The 21,239-nt window shown below is 68.0% G+C and carries 25 protein-coding genes and 1 tRNA gene; 11 read left to right on the forward strand and 15 right to left on the reverse strand.

The annotated features are described in order from the left end of the window. The first annotated feature begins 54 nt into the window (after positions 1-54). Both VYJ16_RS13600 and VYJ16_RS13605 read left to right on the forward strand, forming a co-directional pair. Positions 55-1,125, forward strand: coding sequence for an anthranilate phosphoribosyltransferase (locus VYJ16_RS13600; RefSeq protein WP_336350849.1), 1,071 nt, complete (start codon positions 55-57; stop codon positions 1,123-1,125). 139 nt (positions 1,126-1,264) lie between these two features. Then, positions 1,265-1,654: a hypothetical protein gene (locus VYJ16_RS13605; RefSeq protein WP_336350850.1), complete on the forward strand. Its 390-nt coding sequence runs from the start codon at positions 1,265-1,267 to the stop codon at positions 1,652-1,654. A gap of 135 nt (positions 1,655-1,789) precedes the next feature. Here VYJ16_RS13605 and VYJ16_RS13610 read toward each other — a convergent pair whose 3' ends face one another. The 3 genes from VYJ16_RS13610 to VYJ16_RS13620 form a co-directional block, all read right to left on the reverse strand. Further along, on the reverse strand, positions 1,790-1,957 hold the full coding sequence (locus VYJ16_RS13610; protein WP_336350851.1) for a hypothetical protein: 168 nt from the start codon (positions 1,955-1,957) through the stop codon (positions 1,790-1,792). Continuing rightward, positions 1,954-2,661 carry a class I SAM-dependent methyltransferase gene (locus VYJ16_RS13615; protein WP_336350852.1) on the reverse strand — a complete coding sequence of 236 codons (708 nt, stop codon included), beginning with the start codon at positions 2,659-2,661 and terminating at the stop codon, positions 1,954-1,956. The genes VYJ16_RS13610 and VYJ16_RS13615 overlap by 4 nt, the downstream gene beginning before the upstream one ends. 155 nt (positions 2,662-2,816) lie before the next feature. After that, positions 2,817-3,785: a succinylglutamate desuccinylase/aspartoacylase family protein gene (locus VYJ16_RS13620; protein ID WP_336350853.1), complete on the reverse strand. Its 969-nt coding sequence runs from the start codon at positions 3,783-3,785 to the stop codon at positions 2,817-2,819. Positions 3,786-3,931: 146 nt separating this feature from the next. Here VYJ16_RS13620 and VYJ16_RS13625 point away from each other — a divergent pair, with 146 nt between their 5' ends. After that, positions 3,932-4,510 (forward strand): peptidylprolyl isomerase, encoded by a 579-nt coding sequence (locus tag VYJ16_RS13625; protein WP_336350854.1) that lies wholly within the window; start codon positions 3,932-3,934, stop codon positions 4,508-4,510. Between the two features lie 48 nt (positions 4,511-4,558). On the opposite strand, the gene VYJ16_RS13630 is transcribed toward VYJ16_RS13625, so the two are convergent. Then, a complete protein-coding gene (locus VYJ16_RS13630; RefSeq protein ID WP_336350855.1) occupies positions 4,559-8,002 on the reverse strand; it encodes a thrombospondin type 3 repeat-containing protein in 3,444 nt (1,147 codons plus the stop codon). A 60-nt stretch (positions 8,003-8,062) separates the two neighbouring features. On the opposite strand from VYJ16_RS13630, the gene VYJ16_RS13635 reads away from it, so the two are divergent. After that, positions 8,063-8,536: a carbohydrate-binding protein gene (locus VYJ16_RS13635; protein ID WP_336350856.1), complete on the forward strand. Its 474-nt coding sequence runs from the start codon at positions 8,063-8,065 to the stop codon at positions 8,534-8,536. 82 nt (positions 8,537-8,618) lie between these two features. After that, positions 8,619-8,960, forward strand: coding sequence for a ferredoxin (locus VYJ16_RS13640; protein ID WP_336350857.1), 342 nt, complete (start codon positions 8,619-8,621; stop codon positions 8,958-8,960). A gap of 132 nt (positions 8,961-9,092) precedes the next feature. On the opposite strand, the gene VYJ16_RS13645 is transcribed toward VYJ16_RS13640, so the two are convergent. Further along, the gene (locus VYJ16_RS13645; RefSeq protein ID WP_336350858.1) at positions 9,093-9,539 is read right to left on the reverse strand and encodes an SRPBCC family protein; all 447 of its coding nucleotides are present in this window, start codon (positions 9,537-9,539) and stop codon (positions 9,093-9,095) included. Positions 9,540-9,769: 230 nt separating this feature from the next. Here VYJ16_RS13645 and VYJ16_RS13650 point away from each other — a divergent pair. Next, positions 9,770-9,854: transfer RNA gene (locus VYJ16_RS13650), tRNA-Leu, on the forward strand. A gap of 354 nt (positions 9,855-10,208) precedes the next feature. Here the strand turns inward: VYJ16_RS13650 and VYJ16_RS13655 are convergent. After that, positions 10,209-12,053, reverse strand: coding sequence for a multicopper oxidase family protein (locus VYJ16_RS13655; protein WP_336350859.1), 1,845 nt, complete (start codon positions 12,051-12,053; stop codon positions 10,209-10,211). 417 nt (positions 12,054-12,470) lie between these two features. Next, positions 12,471-13,397 (reverse strand): DUF7351 domain-containing protein, encoded by a 927-nt coding sequence (locus tag VYJ16_RS13660; RefSeq protein WP_336350860.1) that lies wholly within the window; start codon positions 13,395-13,397, stop codon positions 12,471-12,473. A gap of 108 nt (positions 13,398-13,505) precedes the next feature. Here VYJ16_RS13660 and VYJ16_RS13665 point away from each other — a divergent pair, with 108 nt between their 5' ends. Together VYJ16_RS13665 and VYJ16_RS13670 are read left to right on the forward strand one after the other, a co-directional pair. Further along, positions 13,506-13,913, forward strand: a complete 408-nt coding sequence (locus VYJ16_RS13665; RefSeq protein ID WP_336350861.1) for a DUF5788 family protein — start codon at positions 13,506-13,508, stop codon at positions 13,911-13,913. A gap of 126 nt (positions 13,914-14,039) precedes the next feature. Beyond that, the gene (locus VYJ16_RS13670) at positions 14,040-14,861 is read left to right on the forward strand and encodes a DUF4097 family beta strand repeat-containing protein (protein ID WP_336350862.1); all 822 of its coding nucleotides are present in this window, start codon (positions 14,040-14,042) and stop codon (positions 14,859-14,861) included. Between the two features lie 159 nt (positions 14,862-15,020). On the opposite strand, the gene VYJ16_RS13675 is transcribed toward VYJ16_RS13670, so the two are convergent. The 4 genes from VYJ16_RS13675 to VYJ16_RS13690 all read right to left on the reverse strand — a co-directional run bounded on the left by VYJ16_RS13675 (position 15,021) and on the right by VYJ16_RS13690 (position 16,947). Next, the gene (locus VYJ16_RS13675) at positions 15,021-15,644 is read right to left on the reverse strand and encodes a sensor domain-containing protein (protein WP_336350863.1); all 624 of its coding nucleotides are present in this window, start codon (positions 15,642-15,644) and stop codon (positions 15,021-15,023) included. Between the two features lie 96 nt (positions 15,645-15,740). Further along, complete coding sequence (locus VYJ16_RS13680) at positions 15,741-16,025, reverse strand: DUF7521 family protein (protein WP_336350864.1); 285 nt, start codon at positions 16,023-16,025, stop codon at positions 15,741-15,743. Positions 16,026-16,267: 242 nt separating this feature from the next. After that, the gene (locus VYJ16_RS13685) at positions 16,268-16,606 is read right to left on the reverse strand and encodes a hypothetical protein (RefSeq protein ID WP_336350865.1); all 339 of its coding nucleotides are present in this window, start codon (positions 16,604-16,606) and stop codon (positions 16,268-16,270) included. Next, positions 16,603-16,947 carry an ArsR family transcriptional regulator gene (locus VYJ16_RS13690; RefSeq protein WP_336350866.1) on the reverse strand — a complete coding sequence of 115 codons (345 nt, stop codon included), beginning with the start codon at positions 16,945-16,947 and terminating at the stop codon, positions 16,603-16,605. Before VYJ16_RS13690 ends, VYJ16_RS13685 begins: the two co-directional genes overlap by 4 nt. A gap of 192 nt (positions 16,948-17,139) precedes the next feature. On the opposite strand from VYJ16_RS13690, the gene VYJ16_RS13695 reads away from it, so the two are divergent. Continuing rightward, complete coding sequence (locus tag VYJ16_RS13695; RefSeq protein ID WP_336350867.1) at positions 17,140-17,883, forward strand: sensor domain-containing protein; 744 nt, start codon at positions 17,140-17,142, stop codon at positions 17,881-17,883. Between the two features lie 52 nt (positions 17,884-17,935). On the opposite strand, the gene VYJ16_RS13700 is transcribed toward VYJ16_RS13695, so the two are convergent. The 3 genes from VYJ16_RS13700 to VYJ16_RS13710 all read right to left on the reverse strand — a co-directional run bounded on the left by VYJ16_RS13700 (position 17,936) and on the right by VYJ16_RS13710 (position 19,536). After that, positions 17,936-18,106 carry a DUF1059 domain-containing protein gene (locus VYJ16_RS13700; protein WP_336350868.1) on the reverse strand — a complete coding sequence of 57 codons (171 nt, stop codon included), beginning with the start codon at positions 18,104-18,106 and terminating at the stop codon, positions 17,936-17,938. A gap of 101 nt (positions 18,107-18,207) precedes the next feature. Beyond that, the gene (locus tag VYJ16_RS13705; RefSeq protein ID WP_336350869.1) at positions 18,208-18,471 is read right to left on the reverse strand and encodes a hypothetical protein; all 264 of its coding nucleotides are present in this window, start codon (positions 18,469-18,471) and stop codon (positions 18,208-18,210) included. 141 nt (positions 18,472-18,612) lie between these two features. Next, positions 18,613-19,536 carry a class II glutamine amidotransferase gene (locus VYJ16_RS13710; RefSeq protein ID WP_336350870.1) on the reverse strand — a complete coding sequence of 308 codons (924 nt, stop codon included), beginning with the start codon at positions 19,534-19,536 and terminating at the stop codon, positions 18,613-18,615. Positions 19,537-19,977: 441 nt separating this feature from the next. Between VYJ16_RS13710 and VYJ16_RS13715 the strand changes: the two genes are divergently transcribed. After that, positions 19,978-20,355 (forward strand): DUF7522 family protein, encoded by a 378-nt coding sequence (locus tag VYJ16_RS13715; RefSeq protein ID WP_336350871.1) that lies wholly within the window; start codon positions 19,978-19,980, stop codon positions 20,353-20,355. Positions 20,356-20,444: 89 nt separating this feature from the next. Then, positions 20,445-20,981 carry a DUF5813 family protein gene (locus VYJ16_RS13720; protein ID WP_336350872.1) on the forward strand — a complete coding sequence of 179 codons (537 nt, stop codon included), beginning with the start codon at positions 20,445-20,447 and terminating at the stop codon, positions 20,979-20,981. A 23-nt stretch (positions 20,982-21,004) separates the two neighbouring features. On the opposite strand, the gene VYJ16_RS13725 is transcribed toward VYJ16_RS13720, so the two are convergent. Beyond that, on the reverse strand, positions 21,005-21,238 hold the full coding sequence (locus VYJ16_RS13725) for an Lrp/AsnC family transcriptional regulator (protein ID WP_336350873.1): 234 nt from the start codon (positions 21,236-21,238) through the stop codon (positions 21,005-21,007). Between the last annotated feature and the right edge of the window lies 1 nt (position 21,239).

The following is a 21,239-nucleotide window of genomic DNA, read 5'->3' on the forward strand; positions in this document are numbered from 1 at the left end:
CAGCGACTGGGGGCTTCCGAGGGGCTTTTGCGGCGACCGCTCCAACGACCGCGCATGGCAACAGGAGAGCAGCGGTTCGGCGAGTGGCCGTTGAAGCGCCTGATGACGGAGGTCGTCGGCAGCGGGCACAAGTCCGCGGAGGACATGACCCGCGACCAGGCACGGGAGGCGTTCCAGCGCATCCTCGCGGGCGAACCCGACCACACGACGCTGGGCGCGTTCTGGCTCGCGAACCGCTGGAAGCGCAACAACCCCGAGGAGCTCGGCGCGTACGTCGACGTGATGCGCGAGGAGACCGTCGAGGTCGCCGAACCCGACTGCGACCCCGTGGACTGCGGCGCGAACTACGACGGGAAGGGCCGGTCGATGATCTTCGGCGTCGCCGCGGGCGTCGTCGCCGCCGCCGCCGGCACCCCCGTCGTCGTGCACTCCGGCGACCGCGTGCCGACGCAGAAGCAGGACGCGTACAAGCACGTCCTCGACGAACTCGGCGTGCACACCGAACTCACGCCGAGTGATTCGGCGGACATGGTCGACGAGACCGGGTTCGGGTTCTACTACCAGCCGGCGTTCGCGCCCGGCATCCAGGACCTCTGGGAGCGCCGCGACATGATGGGCGTGCGGACGTTCGTGAACACCGTCGAGACGCTCGCGAACCCCGCGAACGCCGACGTCCACCTCGGGTCGTTCTACCACCTCGCGTTCGCGAAGAAGGTCTGCGAGACGTTCGCCGAGAGCCGGGAGAGCGACGTCTCGAAGGTCGTGATGTTCCAGGGGATGGAGGGCTACGACGACGTCCGCCCCGGGTACACGAAGGTCGCGGAGTGGGTCGCGGAGACGGACGAACTCACCGACTACGAGATCGAGACCGCGGAGTACGGGATGGACGTCGAGGAGGAGGACCTCCAGGTCGACGACGTCGCCGTCGAGTCCGCGCAGATCACCGAGGAGGTGCTCGCGGGCGACCGCGAGGACGCCTACGCCGACGCGGTCGCGCTCAACGCCGCGCTCCGGATGTACGCTCGCGACGACGTCGACAGCATCGAAGCAGGCATCGACGACGCACGCGCTGTCATCGCGGACGGGAGCGCACAGGCAGTGCTCGAGGACCTGCGGGCGTTCTGACCACGCTATAGCAGGATGGCCGAGCGCGGGGCGACACTGAACTGCATCTCGCTCGGTCGATGCAACGCTGCATCGCGCTCGGGTCGACGTCGACCCGTTCGTCGAAGCACCCTTCTGTAGTGCGAACGACCACCTGGGCGTGCTAGATCGGCTCTCGACGCCAAAAGTTCGAACGAGCGGGCGTTCGCTCGTCGCGTTCTTCGCGCTCGGACTGCTCCTGAACGGTGTGATCCTCGGAGCGGACGTCGTCACGACGGTGTTATCGACCGAGACCGCAGCTGTCGTCCTCGTAGTCCTGACTGCGGCACCAGTCGTCTCGGGCTACGGCGTCCCATCCGGGTTCGCGTTCGCGTTCGGGACCGGACTCGGGTTCTCGCTCGTGACCGGGTGGCCGTTCGCGCTCTCGACGCCCACGCTCCGCGAACTCGCACCGATGTCGGTCGTCGTCGGCGTGGGATTCGCACTTGTCCTCGGAACCACCGCAACGGTCCTCGCGACCGCCTGGCTGTCGCTCCGCGACGCTAGCTGAGCGACGCCGCCACAGACTCGGCGCGCTCTCGACGGACCCGTTTCCGCACTGCAAGAGCGACGCCGGGACCTCGCACCGGTACAGAACGAGTGCTTCGTCACGGAACGCGACGGTCGCCGATCGTTCTTCGACGACTCAGAGGGCGATCGGTGCGTCGAGGGCGTCGACGTAGACGACGCGCTCGGCGAGGTCGGCGTCCGGAGAGAGTCGGTCGACGAGCGAGGTGTCGCGGTCGATGCGGGCGAGGAGGACGTCGCCGTCCATCTCCCGACCGCGATAGGCGTCGAGGAGTGCGATCCTCAATCCTCCGTGCTCCACTCTAGGATCGCGAGCAGCGCCGGAACCTCGCCACCGCGAGAGACGTACGTCTCGTCGCGGAGATCGACGACGCGCCAATCCCCGTCGGAATCCCCGTGGTCGGAATCTTCGCCATCGGAATCCCCGCGGTCGGAATCGCCGACGTCGAACGCGTCCCGGACGTCGTCGCGCGAGATCAAGTTCGGGGGCCAGTCCTCGGGTGCGCCGGGCGCGAACGAGAGGACGAACGCGCGACCGCCGGGTTCGAGGACGCGAGCGAGCGCGTCGGCGTACGCGCTGCGACGGGCTGGTTCGATCGCGTGGAACACGCCGACGTCGAGCACCGACCCCGCCCAGTCGGCGTCGACGACCCCCGCTGGAGTGCCGAGCGCGAACGCGTCCCCGGCTTCGAACCGGACGTCGAGGTCGCGGTCGGCGGCCGTCTCGCGGGCGCGCTCGATGGCGGTCGGTGCGACGTCGACGCCGAGGACGTCGTAGCCCGCGTTCGCGAGATAGCAGGATTCGGTGCCGAGCCCGCAGCCGACGTCGAGCACCGGGTCGGTGAACGCCCCCGCGTCGACGAGGTCTTTCACCGCTGGCTGTGGGTCGCCGGTATCCCACCCGACCGCGTCGGTGCTCGCGTACGCGCCCTCCCAGCCACCGCCGTCGCCGCCATCGTCGCCGTCGTCGTCGCTGGAGTTCTCCGTCATGGACGCGTGACGAGTCGGAGGACTGGCAAGTGCGTTGTGGTCCGCAGGGCCGTCGCGCTCGGTCCGTCCACCCCGAGAGAAACGGCGGCCTGGCGGCCGCCGTATGCCATTCAGTCGGGCGCAGAAAAGGCGGTCTGGCGGCCGCCGTATGCCATTCAGTCGTGGATGGCGACGCTCGCGAGCCTATCGCCGGCCTTGACGGTGGCTTCGCGGGAGATGGCGTAGAGGAGGCCGTCGCGGTCGAACGTCGCGCGGTGCAGGACCTCGTACGTCGACGGGTCGTAGACGGTGCCGACGTCGTCGCCCGCGCCGACGCGCTCGCCGAGTTCGAGCGCGGGGTTCGGGCGGAACAGCCCGGAGTCGTCGGCGTCGACGCGCCCGAGGTGGTTCCGGGCGACGACGGGGTCGGTCGTGATGGGCTGCCCGTCGAGCACGCCGACGTGCCGCAGGACGTTCATGACGCCGCGAACGCCGGCCTCGACCGCGGGCTCGACGAGCTCGCGGCAGTGCGCGAGCTCGGGCGTGATGGCGGGGATGCCCTCGCGCGCCGCGGCGACGCGGAGCTTCCCGTCGAAGTCGCGGCGATGCCACTCGTCGGGGGCGTCCTCGCCGCGGCGCTCACCGAGCAGGAGGTCCGTGCCGAACGCCTCGGCGAGCGCTCGCGCCTCGCCGTCGCCGTGCGGGTACACGACGTGCGTGAGGAGGTCCGGACTCCCCGTGTGGAGGTCGACGACCGCGTCCGCGTCCGCGACGTACGCCCAGAGCGCCGCCGCCATCCGCTCGTGGAGCGACCCCTCGTCGTCGCCCGGCCACACGCGATTCATGTTCCCGTTCACGGAATCAAGGGACGCCGGAGCGGTGTACCCGACGCGGTCGAACGTCACCGGGTTCGCGACCGGCACCGCGACCACGCGCCCCGATAGCTCCGAGAGCGGGAGCTTCTCGTGCACCCGTCTGAGGACCTCCGTACCGTTCACCTCGCGGCCGTGCTGGGCGGCCTGCACGTACACCGTCGGCCCCGCTTCCGGCCCCTCGTACACGTGCACCGTCGTCGACACTCGAACGCCCGACGGCAGTCGAGCGAGCGTCACGTCCTCGCGACGATGGCGAGCCGAACGCGTCATCGGTTACGCCAGTTTTCGGCGCGCCGGGTCTTGAATCTCACCCCAACGCCACTCGCGGCGACACGACCACGCACCAAGCACACGACCGCACCGTCCCGCCAGCCCGATGGGGCAACGTTATCCCGGAGGCGGCCGTCCCCTCGACCATGACGATAGCTGCGACCATCCACACGACGCACGGCGACATCGACATCGAGCTCTACGACGAGCAGGCGCCGCGAACGGTCACGAACTTCGTCGGCCTCGCGCTTCACGACCCCGCCGCGAACGAAGAGCCCGCCCCGGACACGACGACGTGGGCCGACCCCGAGTCCGGCGAGACACGCGGCGACTCGCTGTACGCCGGTGCGGACTTCCACCGCATCATCGAGGACTTCATGATCCAGGGCGGCGACCCCGAGGGAACCGGCCGCGGCGGCCCCGGCTACCAGTTCGACGACGAGTTCGTCGACGACCTCACGCACGACGGCCCCGGCGTCCTCTCCATGGCGAACGCCGGCCCCGACACGAACGGCAGCCAGTTCTTCATCACCCTCGGCGCGACCCCGCACCTCGACGGCAAGCACGCCGTCTTCGGGAAGGTCACCGACGGCATGGACGTCGTCGAGGAACTCGGCGCGCTCGACACCGACGGCCGCGACAACCCCAACACCGACGCCGGCATCGAATCCATCGACTTCCACGACGACGTCAGCCACCTCGACCTCACCGGCGCCGACGTCTGAGCTACAAAGCCGAACTCGGTTGAGTCCACCCTCGTTTCTGTGGACCGTCTACGGTTGGTAGTCCCGCTCCGTATTCACGTACTCCGTTGGAACGATCAACCGTAGCTTCTCGGGGTCCTCGGCGACCTTGACGAACGCCGGCCCCGTCACCAGCTTCCGCTCCGCATCCGCCTTCACGCGCTTGGCTTTCCGGTAGTACGACAGCGCTTTCTGCACCTTCGGTTTCGACACCGCGTTCGCGATCGTGTCGACCTTCTTCAGGTGCTTCGCCACGCCCACACCGCCGGCCGCCGACACCCCCACCTCGAACAGTACCACGCCCGCGTAGTACCCCGTCGCGAACGCCTCGTACCGCGTCTCGTTCGTCGGCGCCCCTGCCTGCCGGTCGTAGTACGGGTTCGACGCGTTCATCTGCTGGCGATACCCCGCCACCAGCAACCCTGGCAGCGACTCCAGGTTCTTCACCAGCTTCGCGTACTTGTCGACGTCCGCCAGCTTCTCCAGGAACTCCTTCGGCTTCTTTATCAGCGACGTGAGCTGCCCGAGCACCTCACCTGCACCCTGGGTCGTCCCCGACAGCACACCCAACCGCGCCACCATCGTCGGCGTCAACCACTCCTCGAGCCCGTGCGCTTCGATCGTCTCCACGAACACGTCCGAACTCGAATACGCTAACCGCGACCGCGCGTTCCCGTGCTTGTCCTCCGCCACCAACCGCAACTCGTTGTTCTCCAGGAACCGCGTCATCCGGTCGAACACCCCAACGTCGATCTGCTCGCTCACCGTGACGTTCCGCTCCCAGTCCCCGTTCCCGGACGCTCGTTGTTCACCGTCCAGCGTCACCGAGTACGCGCCCACGCCGCTCGGGTCCGACAGCACCGCCTGCACCGAGTACGTCCCGTCCGCGTACGACGCGCTCGTGACCGTCACCTCCGGGCCCGACGCGTCGAACATCGTCGGGTCCGCCGGCTTCATCGCCATCTCCTCGGCGTCCGACACCGAATCGTGGTCCGCATCCGCCTCGTCCGCGGTCGTCCCCAGCCGGCGCTCCTCGCTGTCGTTCAACCCGTCACCGTCCGTGTCCGCCGCGAACACGCTACTGTGGCTGGTCTCCGTCGTCACGTAATCCGTCGGATCGAACGAGTCGTTCACCAGCGCCCGCCGGAACCCTCTCGCGTCCGACCGACTCGTGAACAGACTCACCTCGTAGGGGTCGTACTCGACGGGATCGCTGACGCCGTCGCCGTCGGTGTCGGTGTCGGCGAGCGTCGGGTTCGACTTCGCGGAGACGACGGTGATGGCGCCCTGGCGGTTCTCGTACGGCGTCTCGCCGGGCTGGCCGACGCCGGCGTCCTCGAACGTGCCGAGGTCGACCTCGACGCTGTCCATGACGCCGTCGCCGTCGGTGTCCGAGCTCGTCGGGTCCGGCGAGAACGAGCCGGCGGGACCGCGCGGGATCGTCCAGTCCTGGTTCTCCCAGGCGTCGTAGAGGCCGTCGCCGTCGGTGTCGCCGTACGCGTACACGTCGTCGGCCTTGATCTCGAGGGTGCCGCCGCGAGCGGTGACGAACGTCACGTCGACGGTGTCGCCACCGAACTGGCCGACGGGGAGACTGTAGTACTTGAACGCCTCGTCGTTCGTCGTCGCGGCGACCTGCGACCCGTTGCGCGTCTCGCCGGATGCGCGCGGGACGCCGTCGTCGCTCGTGGTGAACCCGCTCCCGGCTTCGGGGCCGGCGATCTCGAAGCGGTCCTTCCCGCCGTCGGAGCCTTCCACGACGACCGCGACCACCGAGTTCGCCCGCGGTGCGGTGGCGCGCATGTTCATCACGATCGTCGAGTGCGGCGTGTCGGGAACGTCGACCTGGTACGTAGAGACGGTCGTGCTGTCGTCGCAGGCGTTCCCTTTGCCGTCGTCGTCGGCGTCCGCCTGCTCGGGGTTCGCGACCTCCGGACAGTTGTCCTCGTGGTCGAACACGCCGTCGTCGTCGCTGTCAGGGCACCCGCTCTCGGTATTCCCTGCCTCTTCGGGACATTCGTCGTCCTTGTCGGGGATGCCGTCGCCGTCGCTATCCGGGCATCCGCTCTCGGTGTTGGCGGCCTCGTCGGGGCACTCGTCGTCTCCATCCGGGATGCCGTCACCGTCGCCGTCTGGACAGCCGTTCTCCGCAGTCCCGTGTTCTAGCGGACAGTCGTCGACGTCGTCGTCTACGTAGTCGTTGTCGTCGTCGAAGTCGCACTCGTTCCCGTCACCGTCGCCGTCGGTGTCCACCTGCTCCGGATTCGGCGTGTTCAGGCAGTTGTCGGAGTCGTCCGGTATGCCGTCGCCGTCCTTGTCCGGACAGCCGCTCTCAGTATCCGCGGACTCTTTCGGACACTCGTCGGGACCATCGTCGAGGCCGTCGCCGTCGTCGTCGGAGTCGCATGCATCGCCGTCGCCGTCACCGTCCGTGTCGACCTGGTCGGGATTCGGCGTGTTCTCGCAGTTGTCGTCGGGGTCGTCCACGCCGTCGTCGTCGGAGTCGACGGGGCATCCGTACGTTCCCTCGCCGGGCACGTCCGGGCACTCGTCGTTCTCGTCCATGACGCCGTCGCCGTCGGAGTCCTCGGGGCAGCTGTCGGTCCACACGGACAGTGGGCAGCCACCACCACCACCGCCGCCGCCGCCACCACCGCCACCGCCGCCACCACCGCCACCGCCGCCACCACCGCCACCGCCGCCACCGCCGCCGCCGCCGCCGCCGGGGGGAGTCGGGATGCACGGCAGACTCATCGGCTCGACGGACTGCGAACAGATGCCGATACCGCCGCCACCGCCACCACCGCCACCACCACCGCCACCACCTCCGCCACCGCCGCCACCACCGCCACCACCACCGCCACCACCTCCGCCACCGCCGCCACCACCGCCACCACCGCCGCCACCGCCGGGGCCGCCGGGACCGCCGATGCCCGGCGGGAGGTAGGCGGTCGAGTTGGCGCCGTCTTCGGTCGACGAGTTCCGGCCGGACGGCGGTTGCTCGTCGGCGTCGTCGCTCGCGGGGGTCGAACCATTCGTCGCGTTCGTCGTGCGGTTCGACGGAGCAGTGCTAGCGTTCGCGTCCGTCGCGGTGCGGTCGGTCGACCGACCGTCGGTCGAGGACGTACTCGAGATGGTGATGACGGAGCCGTTGCTGTCGCAGTCGCCGTGACAGTCGACCGTCGTCGCGTTCTCGTCGTCGACCGACGCGACACCGACGCCGTCGCTGTCGACGCCTTCGCCCGCGACGAGCGTGACGCCCTCGCCGCGGTCGATGCTCGTGAGCGACCGCCACTCGGTGCGGTTCAGGGCCGCGAAGTACCCGCCGTCGTCGACGGTTACGGCGACCGTGCCGTTCTCGCGCGTGACGTTCCGCGAGGTCGCGTGCCACGTCTCGTTGGCGCCTGCTTCCCACCGGTAGACGGTCACGTTCGCGAGTGCATCGTCGGTCGTCACCGGAAGGCGGACCGTCATGTTCGACACGGCGGTCTGGTTCCGGACGCGGACCGTCGGGCCGGCGCGCGCGCCGTGGTCGTGGAACCCGGGTTTCGAGACGACGTCGAGCGGCCGTGGGTCGTCGAGGAGTCGCCGAACGCGAGCGGCGGGAAGTACATCACGACCCGCGGCGTGGACGCCGGCGGCGAACCGCCGAGCGAGGGGTACGCGACATACGAGTTCGACGTCGAACGCGCCGGCGAGTACGAGGTCCGCGGTCGCGTGCAGGTCCCGGACAGCGAGAGCGACTCGTTCTGGCTCCGCGTGGACGACCGCGAGTGGGTGCGCTGGGACCGCATGCGGTCGCGACGCGGGAGCTGGGAGTGGGAGTCCGTCCCCGACCACGACCGCGACGGCGCGCCACCGAAACGCTTCAATCTGGACGCCGGCACCCACACGCTCACGGTCGCGTTCCGCGAGGACGACGCGGCGCTGGACAAGCTCGTCGTCACGTCGAACCGCGACCCGCCCGTCCTGTTCGGCGAATCCGCCGGCAAGTCCACTGGCGAGTAGCGGCCGCAACCCGGTTCGACCGCGGCCCGGCAGCGAGCGCGGGACCGACAACCGAAAGTTACCGCGGCCCCGAGTCCCGCCAATGAGCGACAGCGAGGACGCGCACGCGCCGAGCGAGATCGGGGAGGCGAACGCGCCACCGGTCGAGGAGGCGCCGTACAAGATAATCTTCGAGGCGAACCTGTGCTTCGGCGCGGGCAAGTGCGCGGAGAAGTCGACGAACTGGGAGATGAGTATCGACAGCGGCCTGGGAACCCCGAAGACGTACTTCTTCGGCGAGGACGACCTCGAGCACAACCTCGCGGCGGCGGAGGCGTGCCCGGCGAAGAAGGACGTCGGCATCATCCACGTCGTCGACCGCCGCACGGACGAGGAGATCGCACCGAATCCGCACGGCGACGGCACGCTGAGCGTGGACTGGTAGGTCGGCCTCGAGCGTCGACGAGGGGGTCAGCGTCCTGTCGGCGTGCGGGCGACGGCAGAAGGAGAGCACGTTCGATCGGGAGAGAGACGTGTGGTTCGAGGAGCGAGACCGGGCGGGGAACCTGAGCGTGAGTCAGGCTTCGATCTTCGCTTCGGCCTCGATGAGGTCCTTCGTGAGTTCGAGGCTCTGCTTGAACTGGCGCTTGTTGTACATCTTCGCGACGGGTGCGACGATGCGGTCGCGGAGGCTGTCGCCGAACTCGTAGTCGGCGCGCTGGACGACGCGCGTCCCGGTGGGGGTCTCGGCGTACTCGAAGTGTATCTCGCCGGTCATGCCGCCGTTCTCGAACACCATGGTGTGCTCGGTGGGTTCGACGTGGCTCAGGGTGAGACCGCCGTCGAGCTCCATCCCGAGCAGCCGGTACGTGGTGTCCATCCGGATGCCGTCGTCGGTCTCCTCGCCGACGTCGACGGAGACGAGGCTGGCGTTCGTTCGAATCCAGTTCTGCGGGTCGTCGTTGAACGCGAAGACCTGGTCGGTAGGCGCTGCAATGTCGATAGTGTGCTCGAATGTGGGCATTGTGGGTGCTCTGTAACAAACCGAGTCGCGCAGTTCCTCGACGATGGACCGTTGCGAGAAAGGGAGTTGTACACTCGTTCAGACGCGTCCAGGGAACTTGAAGAGATAGGATTCGTAAGATACCAGATACGTTCTCGTGCGTTCGGGGACGGGAACGGCGAAGTGGGTTCGGTGGAGGTGCCCGCAGTAAGCGAAACCGACTTGGGGGCCCCGGCGGTAAGGCCGGACGAGCGAGGGTGGCTGAGCCAGGCCAAAGGCGGCGGACTTAAGATCCGCTCTCGTAGGAGTTCGTGGGTTCGAATCCCTCCCCTCGCATACTCGTCCCGAACACATCGTGAGGGACGAGTATCGGAAGAGGATTCGAATCAGGGAGCGAAACGAGCGTAGCGAGTGGAGTGACCGTGGTTCGAATCCCTCCCCTCGCATTGTCGCTCCGACGGTTCCATTTTGTTCGGTTGTTTCGTCCTCTTGTGCGCTGAAACGGCCGCGAAGTTGGTGTGCGAAGGTACCGCCATAGGTTCTGCCAGATTACGTTGATGTCCAAAGAGTCGTACTGAAAACACCCCGCGAATCTTGCATGTACCTCCGTTCAGCATTGGCTTGGTACGGGGAAAATCTTGAGCCAGTTTCAGGAGACGGAGGAAAAGCGCCCGTTTCGACGGATGGCCTCTACTCCGGTGACACCACCTCGTAGGGGAGCATCATCTCCTGGTCCTCGTGTTCGAGGATGTGGCAGTGCCAGGGATACAGGCCGGTGAATCCGGTGAAGTCGGGCCTGATACGGACCACCTCCTGCGGGTTGACCAGCACCGTATCCTTGTGGAAACGGTTGTTCGGGTTCGGTAGTGTGGGCGCTTCAGAGGGCGTCACGTAGTTCGAGATGTCCGGCCTCGTGGTAGTCTCGCCGTCGATGAAGGCCTGGGCAGCGTCCTGGTACCCCGCTTCGTCGTCCCAGGTGAAGCTCTCCCGTTCGAGCACTTCGAAGTCGACGAGGTGTAGGTGGATCGGGTGGGAGTCACCCGTGGTGTTGTACAGCTCCCAGACTTCGGAGGTGCCGAGCGTCGGATTCACGATCGCGTCGTCGTCCTCCCAGAGCGCGAGGTCGAGGAAGTGGCTGTCCAGTTCGTCTCCTTCGAAGTCGCCACTCTCGACCGTGAACACCGCGCTGTCGAGCGTGAACGTCCGGGTGATTCCAGACGGATTCGTCTCCGGTTCCTGATACTTCCCGTTGACGCCATTCAGGAACCCATCGAGATTGACATCGTTACCCCGGTTGGAGGTGGAGTCGGTGACGCGGATCTGAAGCATCTCGCCGATTGAGTCGAGGTCTGGTCCGCTGTTCTCGCCTGCGTAGGGGAACTCAGCGTTGTTTTTCACTGTGAACGTCGTCCCCTCGTAGCCACTGAAGTCGACGACCACGTCCGCCCGCTCGGCCCCAGAGAGAAGCATCGAATCGATTGGCCCCTCTGGGCCGACCGTACCGCCAGGACCCACCTCGACAACTTCGTCTAGGAAGCCGAGGTCCACACCGATCTGTTGCATCAGCGGAACGTCGCTATACGAGTCTGTGTCCTCGTTGTAGAACCGCAGGTTGAACGTCCGGTTGTTCGACCCGTTCAGGAACCGGAACCGGTACGACCTGGGTTCGACTTCGAGGTAGGGATACACCTTGCCGTTGACGACCGGGATGTCGCCGGCGAACTCCGCCTCGTACTCGTCATTGTCTCCGGGCGGGTAGAACAGGTCGCCGTTCGATTCGAACGTCCGGTCCTGAAAGAGGACCGGGATCTCGTACTGCTCGCTCGGGAGGGCGTTCTCCATCGGGTCCCGGAGCAGGTAGAAGCCCGCCAGACCGGCGTACACGTTCAGGCGCGTGATGCCGAGCGCGTGGTCGTGGTACCACAGCGTCCCCGGTTTCTGGTCGTTCGGGTACTCCTTGGGGTTCTTGTACGGAACTTCGCTGTTCGGGACGCTTGCGATGTCCCCGGCGGTCTGGCCACCCGACGAGATCCACGCTTCGGGGTACCCGTCGTCCTCCGGAGCGGCCACCCCGCCGTGGAGGTGGGTAACCGTCCGGACGGCGGGTGCGCCCTGGCCCGCGCCGTGGACCCGTTCGTCGACGCTCAACAGGTGGTCCGAGGGGAGGTTGTTGATGTATTCGACTTCGACGGACCGTCCGGGTCGTGCCTCGATGGTCCCTGCGGGATACGTCCCTTCGTACCCCCAGAGTGTCGTGGTCTTCCCCAGTGAACTGGGAAGCACCGTCTGCGTGAATTCGGTCAGTTCTATCTCGTAGCGGTCGGTCTGACCCTTCCGGCTGGCTGGCGTCAACGTTCCCGGCCGCGGGAGCGGATCTTCCCACTTGTGATCTTCGACCGGCAGCTCCGTGTCGCCGGTAACGGCTTCAACTCGTCCCGTGGTCCAGGGCGCTGCCGCAGCGAGGCCGGCAGCCCCGCCTGCTTTGAGAACGGTCCGTCGATTCAGGTAGCGTGATTGCTTTCGTCGGTCACTCATAATTAAGGGCTGTTCCCTGTTACTTCGGAGAGGTTGCGAAAACGACCCCCTCTCGTAACAGGCTATTCGCAACTAACGATACGCTCCGTATATTGTAATCAAATTTTTAATCGAGATAACGAAGTGAGTAGTGCCCATTTACCAAAAGGTCACACCACAATCCCAGCCACGTGTATCCCCGATATCAAGTACGTATCCCAGACTCCTCCTCAGTCTGCTGCACTATCCTCTATATCTTGCACACTGATTCTAACAACTTTGAGGTAGATTCTCCTCCAGCGCGATACAGCCTCATCCTGTATCTATCGGTTCAAGTGAGGCGGTGCGGTCGTGAGGAGGGTGGTGAGAGGTTTCGCGATTGTGTGCTGCGTTGGCGTCGGCTGGTAACGGGGCTGGACGTGCGTTCGGGGCGAGCGGTCACTCGCTCCGCGTTCGCTGGGTGTCGGTGATGGTGCCGTCGTGGTCGATGGTGAGTGTGAGCGTTTCGTCGTCGAGTTCGATGGCGACTTCGAGTTCGATGGGGTCTGTTTGGAGTGTGGTCTCGGTGCCGGGGGTGGTCCAGTGGAGCGTCCACCAGGGGGTGGTGCGGGGGTCGATGTCGTGGTTGTGGTGGAAGTGGGTGACGGTGGGGTGGGTGAGGAGGTGGAGGCCGAGGGGGACGCCGTGCTGGTAGCCGCAGCGCTTGCAGTCGGCGCGGTAGTGGTGGTGGTCGGGTTGGAGGCCGCCGTGGTCTACGTGGCCGGTGACGTGGGCGTGGCAGTCGGTGCAGACGCCTTGGCGGATGCTCTGGCTCCACTGGTAGCCGAGGAACGCGATATTGTCGGCGAGTTCGTCGTCGGGCGTGGTCTGGAGGAGGCTGGGTGGCGCGGAGAGCGCCATCGCGTGCTCGTCGATGCCACAGGTGAGTTGGAGTTTGCCGTCGGTGTAGTGGAACTCGAGGGCGTCGTCGCAGAACGGGCACGTGCCGGGGGCGTCGCGTGGGCCCCACGTCCAGTCGGTGTCGAGGACGCCGGAGGCGGCGGTGGTGAGGAGTTCCATGCCGGTACGGGAGAGCCGGTAGCCGGCGTCGGCTTTGACGACGAAGTCGTCGAGCGCGTCGAGGTGGTAGTTGAAGTTCCCGTTGTCGCGGACGTCGACGGCGGTCTTGAGGTCGGTGTACGCGAGCCAGGGGTCGGTCGGGTCGGCGGCGTGGGCGTCCGCGAGCGCGTCGAGGACGTCGAGGCGCGTGGGGTGACTGACGCGCTCGAAGACGGCGGTCACGTCGGTGTCGGCGTAGGGGTCGCGGTCGCCGTGGGAGTCGGCGTCGGCGCGGTCGCCGTGCCGGTCGGTATCAGCGCGGTCCATCGTTCTCTGGTTCGTCGCAGCCGCCGTAAGCGTTCGTGTCGAGCGAGTTAGAGTAATGCGTTGCTCGGAACGCCTAATTCACCGCCGTCCGTCGGTTCGAGTAGACCAATGAAGGACAGCGAGCGACGGCGGTTGCTGTCGAAGTTACAGCGGCGGTCGGGGACCGTCGGTGGCGACATCCCCGACGAGTTGACCGTACAGGGGAAGACGGTGGACGTGAAGGCGTTCCTCTTCGAGTGCGACGACGTCGACGCGATACCCGAGAGCGAGCGCGAGCGACTGGAGTCCCTGAAGCGGTCGCTGAAGCGCGAGCGCCTCCAGCGCAAACAGCGCCTGGAGCGCGAGGCCCTCTCGGTCGAAGCGGGCGAGGCCATCGTCCGGAGCGTGCGCGGCATCGACCGGGCGTTGAACGCACTCGAGGGGCTGGACGAGCCGGGTATCGAGGAGCAGCTCCGCCGGAAGCAACTGGAGGACGCCGAGGAGCTCCGTGCGCTCATGGACCTCGCGGCGAACTGAGCGTCCTCCAGTCGACCAGCCAGTCCCCGTGACTTCTCGTATTTGAACGTTCGGGGGACTTGGCGCGTCCGCAGTCGTGCGTTCCGGTTGAAATATGCGTGGTGGGTTGGTTGTGGTATGGTAGGAATGACCTCCAGACGGCGGTTGCTCGCTGGCGCCGGTGCGGCGTTGTCGGCCGCGCTGGCGGGCTGCAGTGGCTTGACGCCATTCGTCGGGAAGCGCGAGGAGTCGACGGAGCGCGTCCCCGTCGACGGCGCGTCCGCGCTCGCGGTGGCGGTGGACGTCGGCGACGTGACCGTTCGCGCGGCGGAGCGCGAGGACGTGCACGTGGACGTCGTGAAGCAGTCGAGTTCGGTGAACGCGGACCTGTCGAAGCTCGAGTTCCGCGTGGAGCGCCCCGACGACCGCGTTCGGTTGCGGGGGGTGTGGACCGGGAACGGCGGGTTGTCCGGGAAGCCGTCGATGGACCTGGACGTGACGGTGCCGTCGTCGCTCTCCGTGGCCGAGACCGAGACGCAGGTCGGTGACGTCGACGTCCAGGACGTGCGTGGGGACGTGACGGCGGCGAGTTCGACCGGTGACGTGACGCTCCGGTCGGTCGCGGGCACCGCGAGCGCGGAGACGAGCACGGGCGACGTCGTCGTCGAGGACGTGGAGGCGTTCGGCGGGGCGTCCGCGAGCACGGGCGACCTGACCGTCGAGATACCCGCTATCGACGGTGACACGGTCGTCGAGACGAGCACGGGCGACGTGACTGCGGCCATCGGCGCCGACGTCGACGCGGCGCTGCGGGCGTCGACGAGCACGGGCGACGTCGTCGTGAACGACCTGTCGCTCGCCGACGGGTCGGTGCGCGAGGATTCGGCGTCGGGGACGCTCGGCGACGGCGGCCCCGAGCTCGTGTTCGAGACGAACACGGGCGACGTGACGCTGTCGGCGCTCCGGTAGGATAACGCCCCGCGTTCGGCGGTCAACTGTGTAGTGTGGTCCTTTTCTCACGTATTCTGTCGCGGATCGGTCTCGGCAGTTCGAACCGGGAGCGACGGGGAAGAACAGGAGCGGCGCGTGTGCGTGGTGTGAGCCGAAGGACGGGGGTCGTGGTCGCGCTCAGGCGTCGTGGAAGAGGGCGTCGGTGACGTGTGCGCTGGCGCGACCGAGGAGGTTCGTCGCGTACAGCGTCCCGAGACCGGTGAGGACGCCGGCGGCGGCGACGAGGACGCTCTCCGCGAACGTGTCGACGACGTGCGTGGTCGTGGCCTGGACGACGAGCGTGTCGCCGTACGCGAACGGTGCGAGGAGGAGTGCGGCCGTGAGGGAGAGGCCGGTGACGAGGACGACGAACGCGACGAGGCCGAGGGCGGCGCGGTACGCGAGGAACGCGACGCCGGTCCAGGTCGCGCGACCGAACGCGAGCTCCTGCAGGAACGCGACGACGCCCTGGTCGACGGCGGGGAACTCGGGGGCGACGTCGACGCCGAGGACGCCGCCGGTGAGGCGGGCGTCGAGCCACGCGAGCGTGACGACGGCCAGCAGCGTCGCGACGACGACGACGGGACCGAGCGGCGTGATGCTCAAGCCGAGCGAGAGCCCGAGGCCGACGCTCAGGAGCACCGTGTACGCGAGTCCGATGGGAGCGGCGAGTGCGAGGTAGCCGAGCGTGCGGTACGTGAACGGGTCGATGGGCGCGGCCAGGAACGACCGGCGCGCAGCCGACGAGTTCGATCGGGTCATGTGCAACCTGACGTTCGCGCGACCACCCTATATCAAGCGCTGGCGAGTTGCCGAGCCGCCAACCGACCCAAAGCTACAAGTACCAGAATCCGGACGTCAGGTGCCGTCGAGCGAGTAGAGGATGGCGAGGAGGCCGGCGACGTTCGCGAGCGACACCGCGAGCAGCGACTGGGCGTCCGAGAGCGCGAGCAGCGGCATGAGGCCGTACAGGAACCCGAACGGGAGGACGGCGATGCACGCGATACCGACGGCGAGGTACCGCATCGCCGCGCTGTCGTTCCGTCTCGCGCCGCGGTACGCGAGCGCGGCGACGACGCTCCCCGCGGCAGCGGTTCCGCCGGCGGCTATCGCCGCGATCGTGCCCGGGTCAACGCCCGCCATACGCCACCTCCATCGACGACGAAACGGCCGCCTGGAGGCGCCCGTACGCGTCAACGCCCACCGTAAACCACCTCCAGCACACCGGAAACGGCCGCCTGGAGGCGCCCGTACGCGTCAACGCCCACCGTAAACCACCTCCATCACACCGGAAACGGCCGCCTGGAGGCGCCCGTACGCTTCATCTCCCACCGTAAACCACCTCCAGCACACCGGAAACGGCCGCCTGGAGGCGCCCGTACGCGTCAACGCCCACCGTAAACCACCCCGAGAATGAGGAGGAGGCCGGCGAGCTGGCTGGCGGTGACCGCGAGGACGCGCGTCGTCCCGTCGACGCCCGGCACGGTCGCGAGCACGACCCGGAGCGTCATCGGGACGGTCGTCAGGAGGACGAGTCCGACGCCGAGCGCCGCCATCCCCGGCTGGCCGCCGTCCTGGTAGCCGCGATAGAGGCGGAGCGCGAGGTACAGCGAGAGGACGGTCGCGACGAACAGCGCGCCGAGTGCCGCGAGGACGACGAGCGGATCGCCGCCGGTCGTCGTCTGCAGCGGACTCGCGGACGATAGGGGGACGCTCGCGGTCATTTGAATCCCTCGTAGAGGCGCGTGAAGCGGTCGCTCGGGTCCTCGCGACGGTCGACGTCGACGTCGAATCCGTGCTCTTCGAGGTAGACGTGGACGGCGTCGAGGTTCGCGCTGTAGACCTTGTAGTGGTGGCCGTCCGGGTCGAGCATCTGGTCGTCCGTGAGGAGGTCCGCGTCCTGGAGGCGTTCGACGCGCCGGTAGATCGTGGACGGGTCGGCGTCGCACGCGTCGCTGAGTGCGTCCACGGACTTCGCCTCGTTGCGCGTCTGCACGAGGATGCGCCACGCGTAGGCGTCGCTGATGAGGTCCACGATCTCGTCGACCTCGGCCTCCGGTGGCATCGTCACGCGATTACTTGGACCGTCGACAAAAGCGTCGCGGTCGGACGGGCGAGCGACTGCGGCGAACCAGGACCCGACGAACACATCACGTCGACCACTCTCGGCCGCCACCAGGAGTCCCCGGGCCGAGTTGCTCGCTCGCCAACTCGACCCGAACGTTTATACTCGAACTGCCGGCTGAGTTAGGTACCGATGTCCTCGACGCGGTCCAGTTCGCTCGCCGCTCGCCTCCGTGCGTTCGTCGACGTTCCCGTCCGCTCGCAGACGTACCTGAACCTCTGCTATCTCTGCCTGGCGTTCCCGCTCGGCGTCGCCTACCTCGTGTTCGTCTCCGTCGGCCTGGTCCTCGGTGTCGGGCTCACCGTCGTCCTCGTCGGCGTTCCCATCTTCCTCCTGACGGTCGTCGGCGCGCTCGTCGCCGGCTCGGTCGAGCGCGTCCTCGCCAGGCACCTCCTCGACCTCGACGTCGGGTCGCGCGCGCTCCCCGCGGACGGGTCGCTCCGCGAGCGCACGGTCGCGGTCCTGACCGATACCTCGACGTGGAAGACCGTGCTCTACCTCCCGTCGAAGCTCGCGTTCGGGACGCTCGGGGTCGTGCTCGCGACGAGCGTCCTCGCGACCGGCGTCAGCATGCTCCTCGTGCCGCTTTACTACCGAGAGCCGGGGCTGTACGTCGGCGTCGTGACGGACCGTCCCGTCGAACTACATCCGTCGCTGTACGTCGCGTGGAACAAGCTCCTCGTCGGCTTCGAGGCGGTATGGACGCTCGACGCGTGGCGCGTCAGGACGTTCGGCGACGCCCTGTTCGTCGCCGTCGCTGGCGCACTCCTGCTCGTCCTCGGGTTGCACGCGCTGAACCTGCTCGCTCGCGGTGCGCGCTGGTACACGGCGTTCATGCTCGACGACGCGTACGCGCCGCTCGCCGGCGAGAACTGAACGAGGCCCGGACGGTCGCCGGTGGTCGGGGGACCGTCCCCCGCCACTCGGGTTAGATGGTTGTAATGTGCGAGCGGAGTTCGCGCTCCATCTCGTCGTCGATGTCGAGTTCGGGATGCGCTTCTCGTGCGTGCGCTGCGGCCTGTTCGATGATGGCGTCGTCGGTGTCGGCTTCGATGACGGCGTCGCAGCCGTCGACGACGCACTCGAGGTGTCGTGGCATAGCACATCATGGCAGGTGGCGGCGGCGTATCGTTATGACTCGGTTTCCACGGGAAACGACGCGTGAACGCAAGCGAGCGGCCGGGTCGGCCGGAACGTCGGTCAGGCGTCGGCGTCGTGCGCTGGAAGCGTCGCGGCGTGCCCGACGAACACGCCGACGACGGCGAGCGCGAGGACGCCGTACCCGAGTAGGGTCCCGTAGGAGCCGAGTCCGTCACCGAGGACGTACCCAGCGAGGGCGGCGGCGCTCGTGGCGCCGACGACGCCCGGCAGCGATTCGACGGTGGGCGAACGGCGTCGCTGGCGGACGGCGACGGTCCCGACGACGACCGCGAACGCGACGGCGAGCGCGAGCGCGAGCAGCATCACGTCGTCGTTCCGTGGTCGCGAGCAAAAGCGTTGGGTCGCGAACCGCTCGCGGCGTGCCGTCGCCGGCGAAGCGCACCGCGGGACGCGGGCGAAGCGCACCCCGGCGCGCGGACGCGGGCGGAGGGGACCCGGGCGCGGTCAGGGGACGTCGACGTCGAGCGGTGCGACGCGCGTGGTGCCGTCGGCGGCGACGGTGACGCGGTGGTTCCGGGGGACGTCCCGCCAGACGCGGTCGTCCGCGAACAGCGGTTCGCTCGCGACGACCGTCGCCGCGTTCCCGTCGGGGTCGACCGCGCCCGCGTACTCGTCGTCGGCGACGAACCCGCTCGCTTCGCCGACGTGCAGCGTCTGCGCCGAGTCGGCGTTCGCGCTGGCGTACCGGGTCGCGACCACGCGCTCGCCGTCGGTCAGACAGACGTTCGCCTCGGTCGGGTCGTCGCGCGCGCCCACGTCGACGCGGAGGCGTTCGACGTGCTCGATCGTGCGTTCGACGGCGTCGACGAGGTCGTCGAGCGTCGGGTCGGCGGCGGCGTCGCCGAGGTACTGCTGGACGAGTGCGAACGCGTGCTCGCTGTCGGTCGACCCCCTGATGGCGAAGTAGTGCTCGTCCGCGAGGTCCTCGCGGAGTCGACGGACGACGTCGCGGTACCCGCCGATGACGCCGTTGTGCGCGAACAACAGCTCGTGGCGGCCCTCGACGACGGGGTCGCGGTCCCGGCGGTCCTCGAGCGTGCGTTCGCCGCCCGGGAACGGGTGGCAGTTGCGTTCGTGGACCGCGAGCCCGGGGCTGGCGGCGCGGACGTGCGCGAGGTACACGGGCGTCTCCACGAGCGGACTGATGCGACGCATGTTCTCGTCGCTCCACGCCGGCCGGACCTCGCGGTACACCGCCGGCTCCGGGGAGCGCTCGGGCTCGTACCAGCCGACGCCCCAGCCGTCGCCGTTCAGCGGTTCTGGGCGCTCCCGCGCGTCCGTGGACTGCTGTACGATGGAGTGCTCGGGCGCGTAGAGGAGTTCGTCGAGTCGAATCGGCGGCCCGTGGTAGGCGACGAACCGACACATGCCCCGAGGTGTCGACGCGCAAGCGCTTGAACCTACGGCTCGTCGAGTGTGCGACCGTCAGGGAGGCCTCGTCCGGGAGCCGTCGCTCGCGACGTGGTCCTGGCGGCCGCCCGAAGTGGGCATGGCAGGGGCGGCCACCTGCAGTCGACGACCTGTGCCTGAATCGGTCGGCGACTGGGCCCCCGAATCCTCGAAGACCAACAACACGTCGAGGGCGAACCCAAGTAAATCCCCCGGTCGTCGGGGAGAGCGCCCGAGACCTGTGATTCCAGGGTATTAGCGGACATGGTGGGCAGGAGATGGGTCGACGCGGGTACCGCTGTACACGTTCGTCGAATCTCGAACGCCGCGAGCGCGCCGCGAGCAACCGGGGGTCGCGAACGCCAGCGGTCGTCGACGCGTGGCGGGTGGTTTTTCACCGTGTAGGTAGACGAGAGTGGTATGACGACTCTGCTCGACGACGGCGTCGCGGACCAGGTCGTGACCACGGCGCGGACCGCCGTCGGGGACAGCCTCCGGTCGGTGACGTACTTCTCGCGCGACGACTACGAGCAACTGTACCTCCGCGGGGACTTGGAGCGGGACGCGGACCTCGGAACGTTCGTGGGTCACGAGTGGCGCGAGTGGGAGACCACGCAGTCCGCGTACGCCGGGAGCGAACTCGGCGCGCACGAGTACACCATCCGCGTGTTCGAGAACGGGTTCCTCATCCGCGTGGCCGTCGACCGCGGCGGCGTGTTCGTGACGACCGACGGCCTCACGCTGAAGGACTTCGAGGAGCTCGCGGGCGCGCTCCGCGAGGTCCTCGACGGTCGGTAACCGTCGACGCTCGCCCGCGACGGCGTTCGTCCGCGACGGTGCGCCGCCGCGAACGCAACCCCCTTCTCCGCGGAGTTCGAAGCGAGCCCATGACCGCGAGTACGCCGAGCGACGTCGCGACCGCGTTCGAGCGCCACGACGCGTTCGCCGCGACCGACGACGACCGCTTCGCGCTCGACTCGACCGCGTTCGACGTGACAGTCACCGCAACCGAACCGGACTCCGGGAAGGCCGGCGCGTTCACCGTCGTCGTCCCGGTGCCGGCGCTGTCCGCGACGGTCGACGACCCCGACGACGTCGCGCCGGTCGTCGAGGACGGCTGGTTCGAGACGTTCGAGCGACGCCTCGAGGACGCGTTCGACGTCGCGAAGACGAGCTACGGCGACGACCCGGTCGTCGACCGCGGCGCGGAGACGGTTCGCGTCGAACTGGCCTACGAGTCCTGGGACGCCGCCGAGGGCGTCGCGGACGCGAAAGCGCTCGCCGAGTACGTCGAAGGAACGTGGGTGCAGGGGCTCATCCCGGGCTACGACTACGTCGGCGTCGCCGCCGACCTCCGGTCGCAGGCCTCGCAGAACACCGCCGGCGACGACGACGGGAACGGCCGCAGCGGCACGCCGCTATAGAAGACGGAACTGGCGAGCCGCCGTCAGTCCATCGCGATGTACGTCTGGGTGTCCTCGACGCCGTGGATGCCCTGGATCTTGGTCGCGGCGACGTCCTTGACCTCGCCGGGTGATTCGACGGACACCTTCGCGATGATGTCGACGTCGCCGGCGACGATGTACGCGTGCTCGACGCCGTCGAGCGCTTCGATGTCGTCTCTGAGTCGGTCCGCCTCGCCCGTGTTCGCCTTGATCATGATGTAGGCAGTGACTGGCATC

This window comes from Halorubellus litoreus (genome assembly GCF_037081675.1).
GTDB lineage: Archaea > Halobacteriota > Halobacteria > Halobacteriales > Natrialbaceae > Halorubellus > Halorubellus litoreus.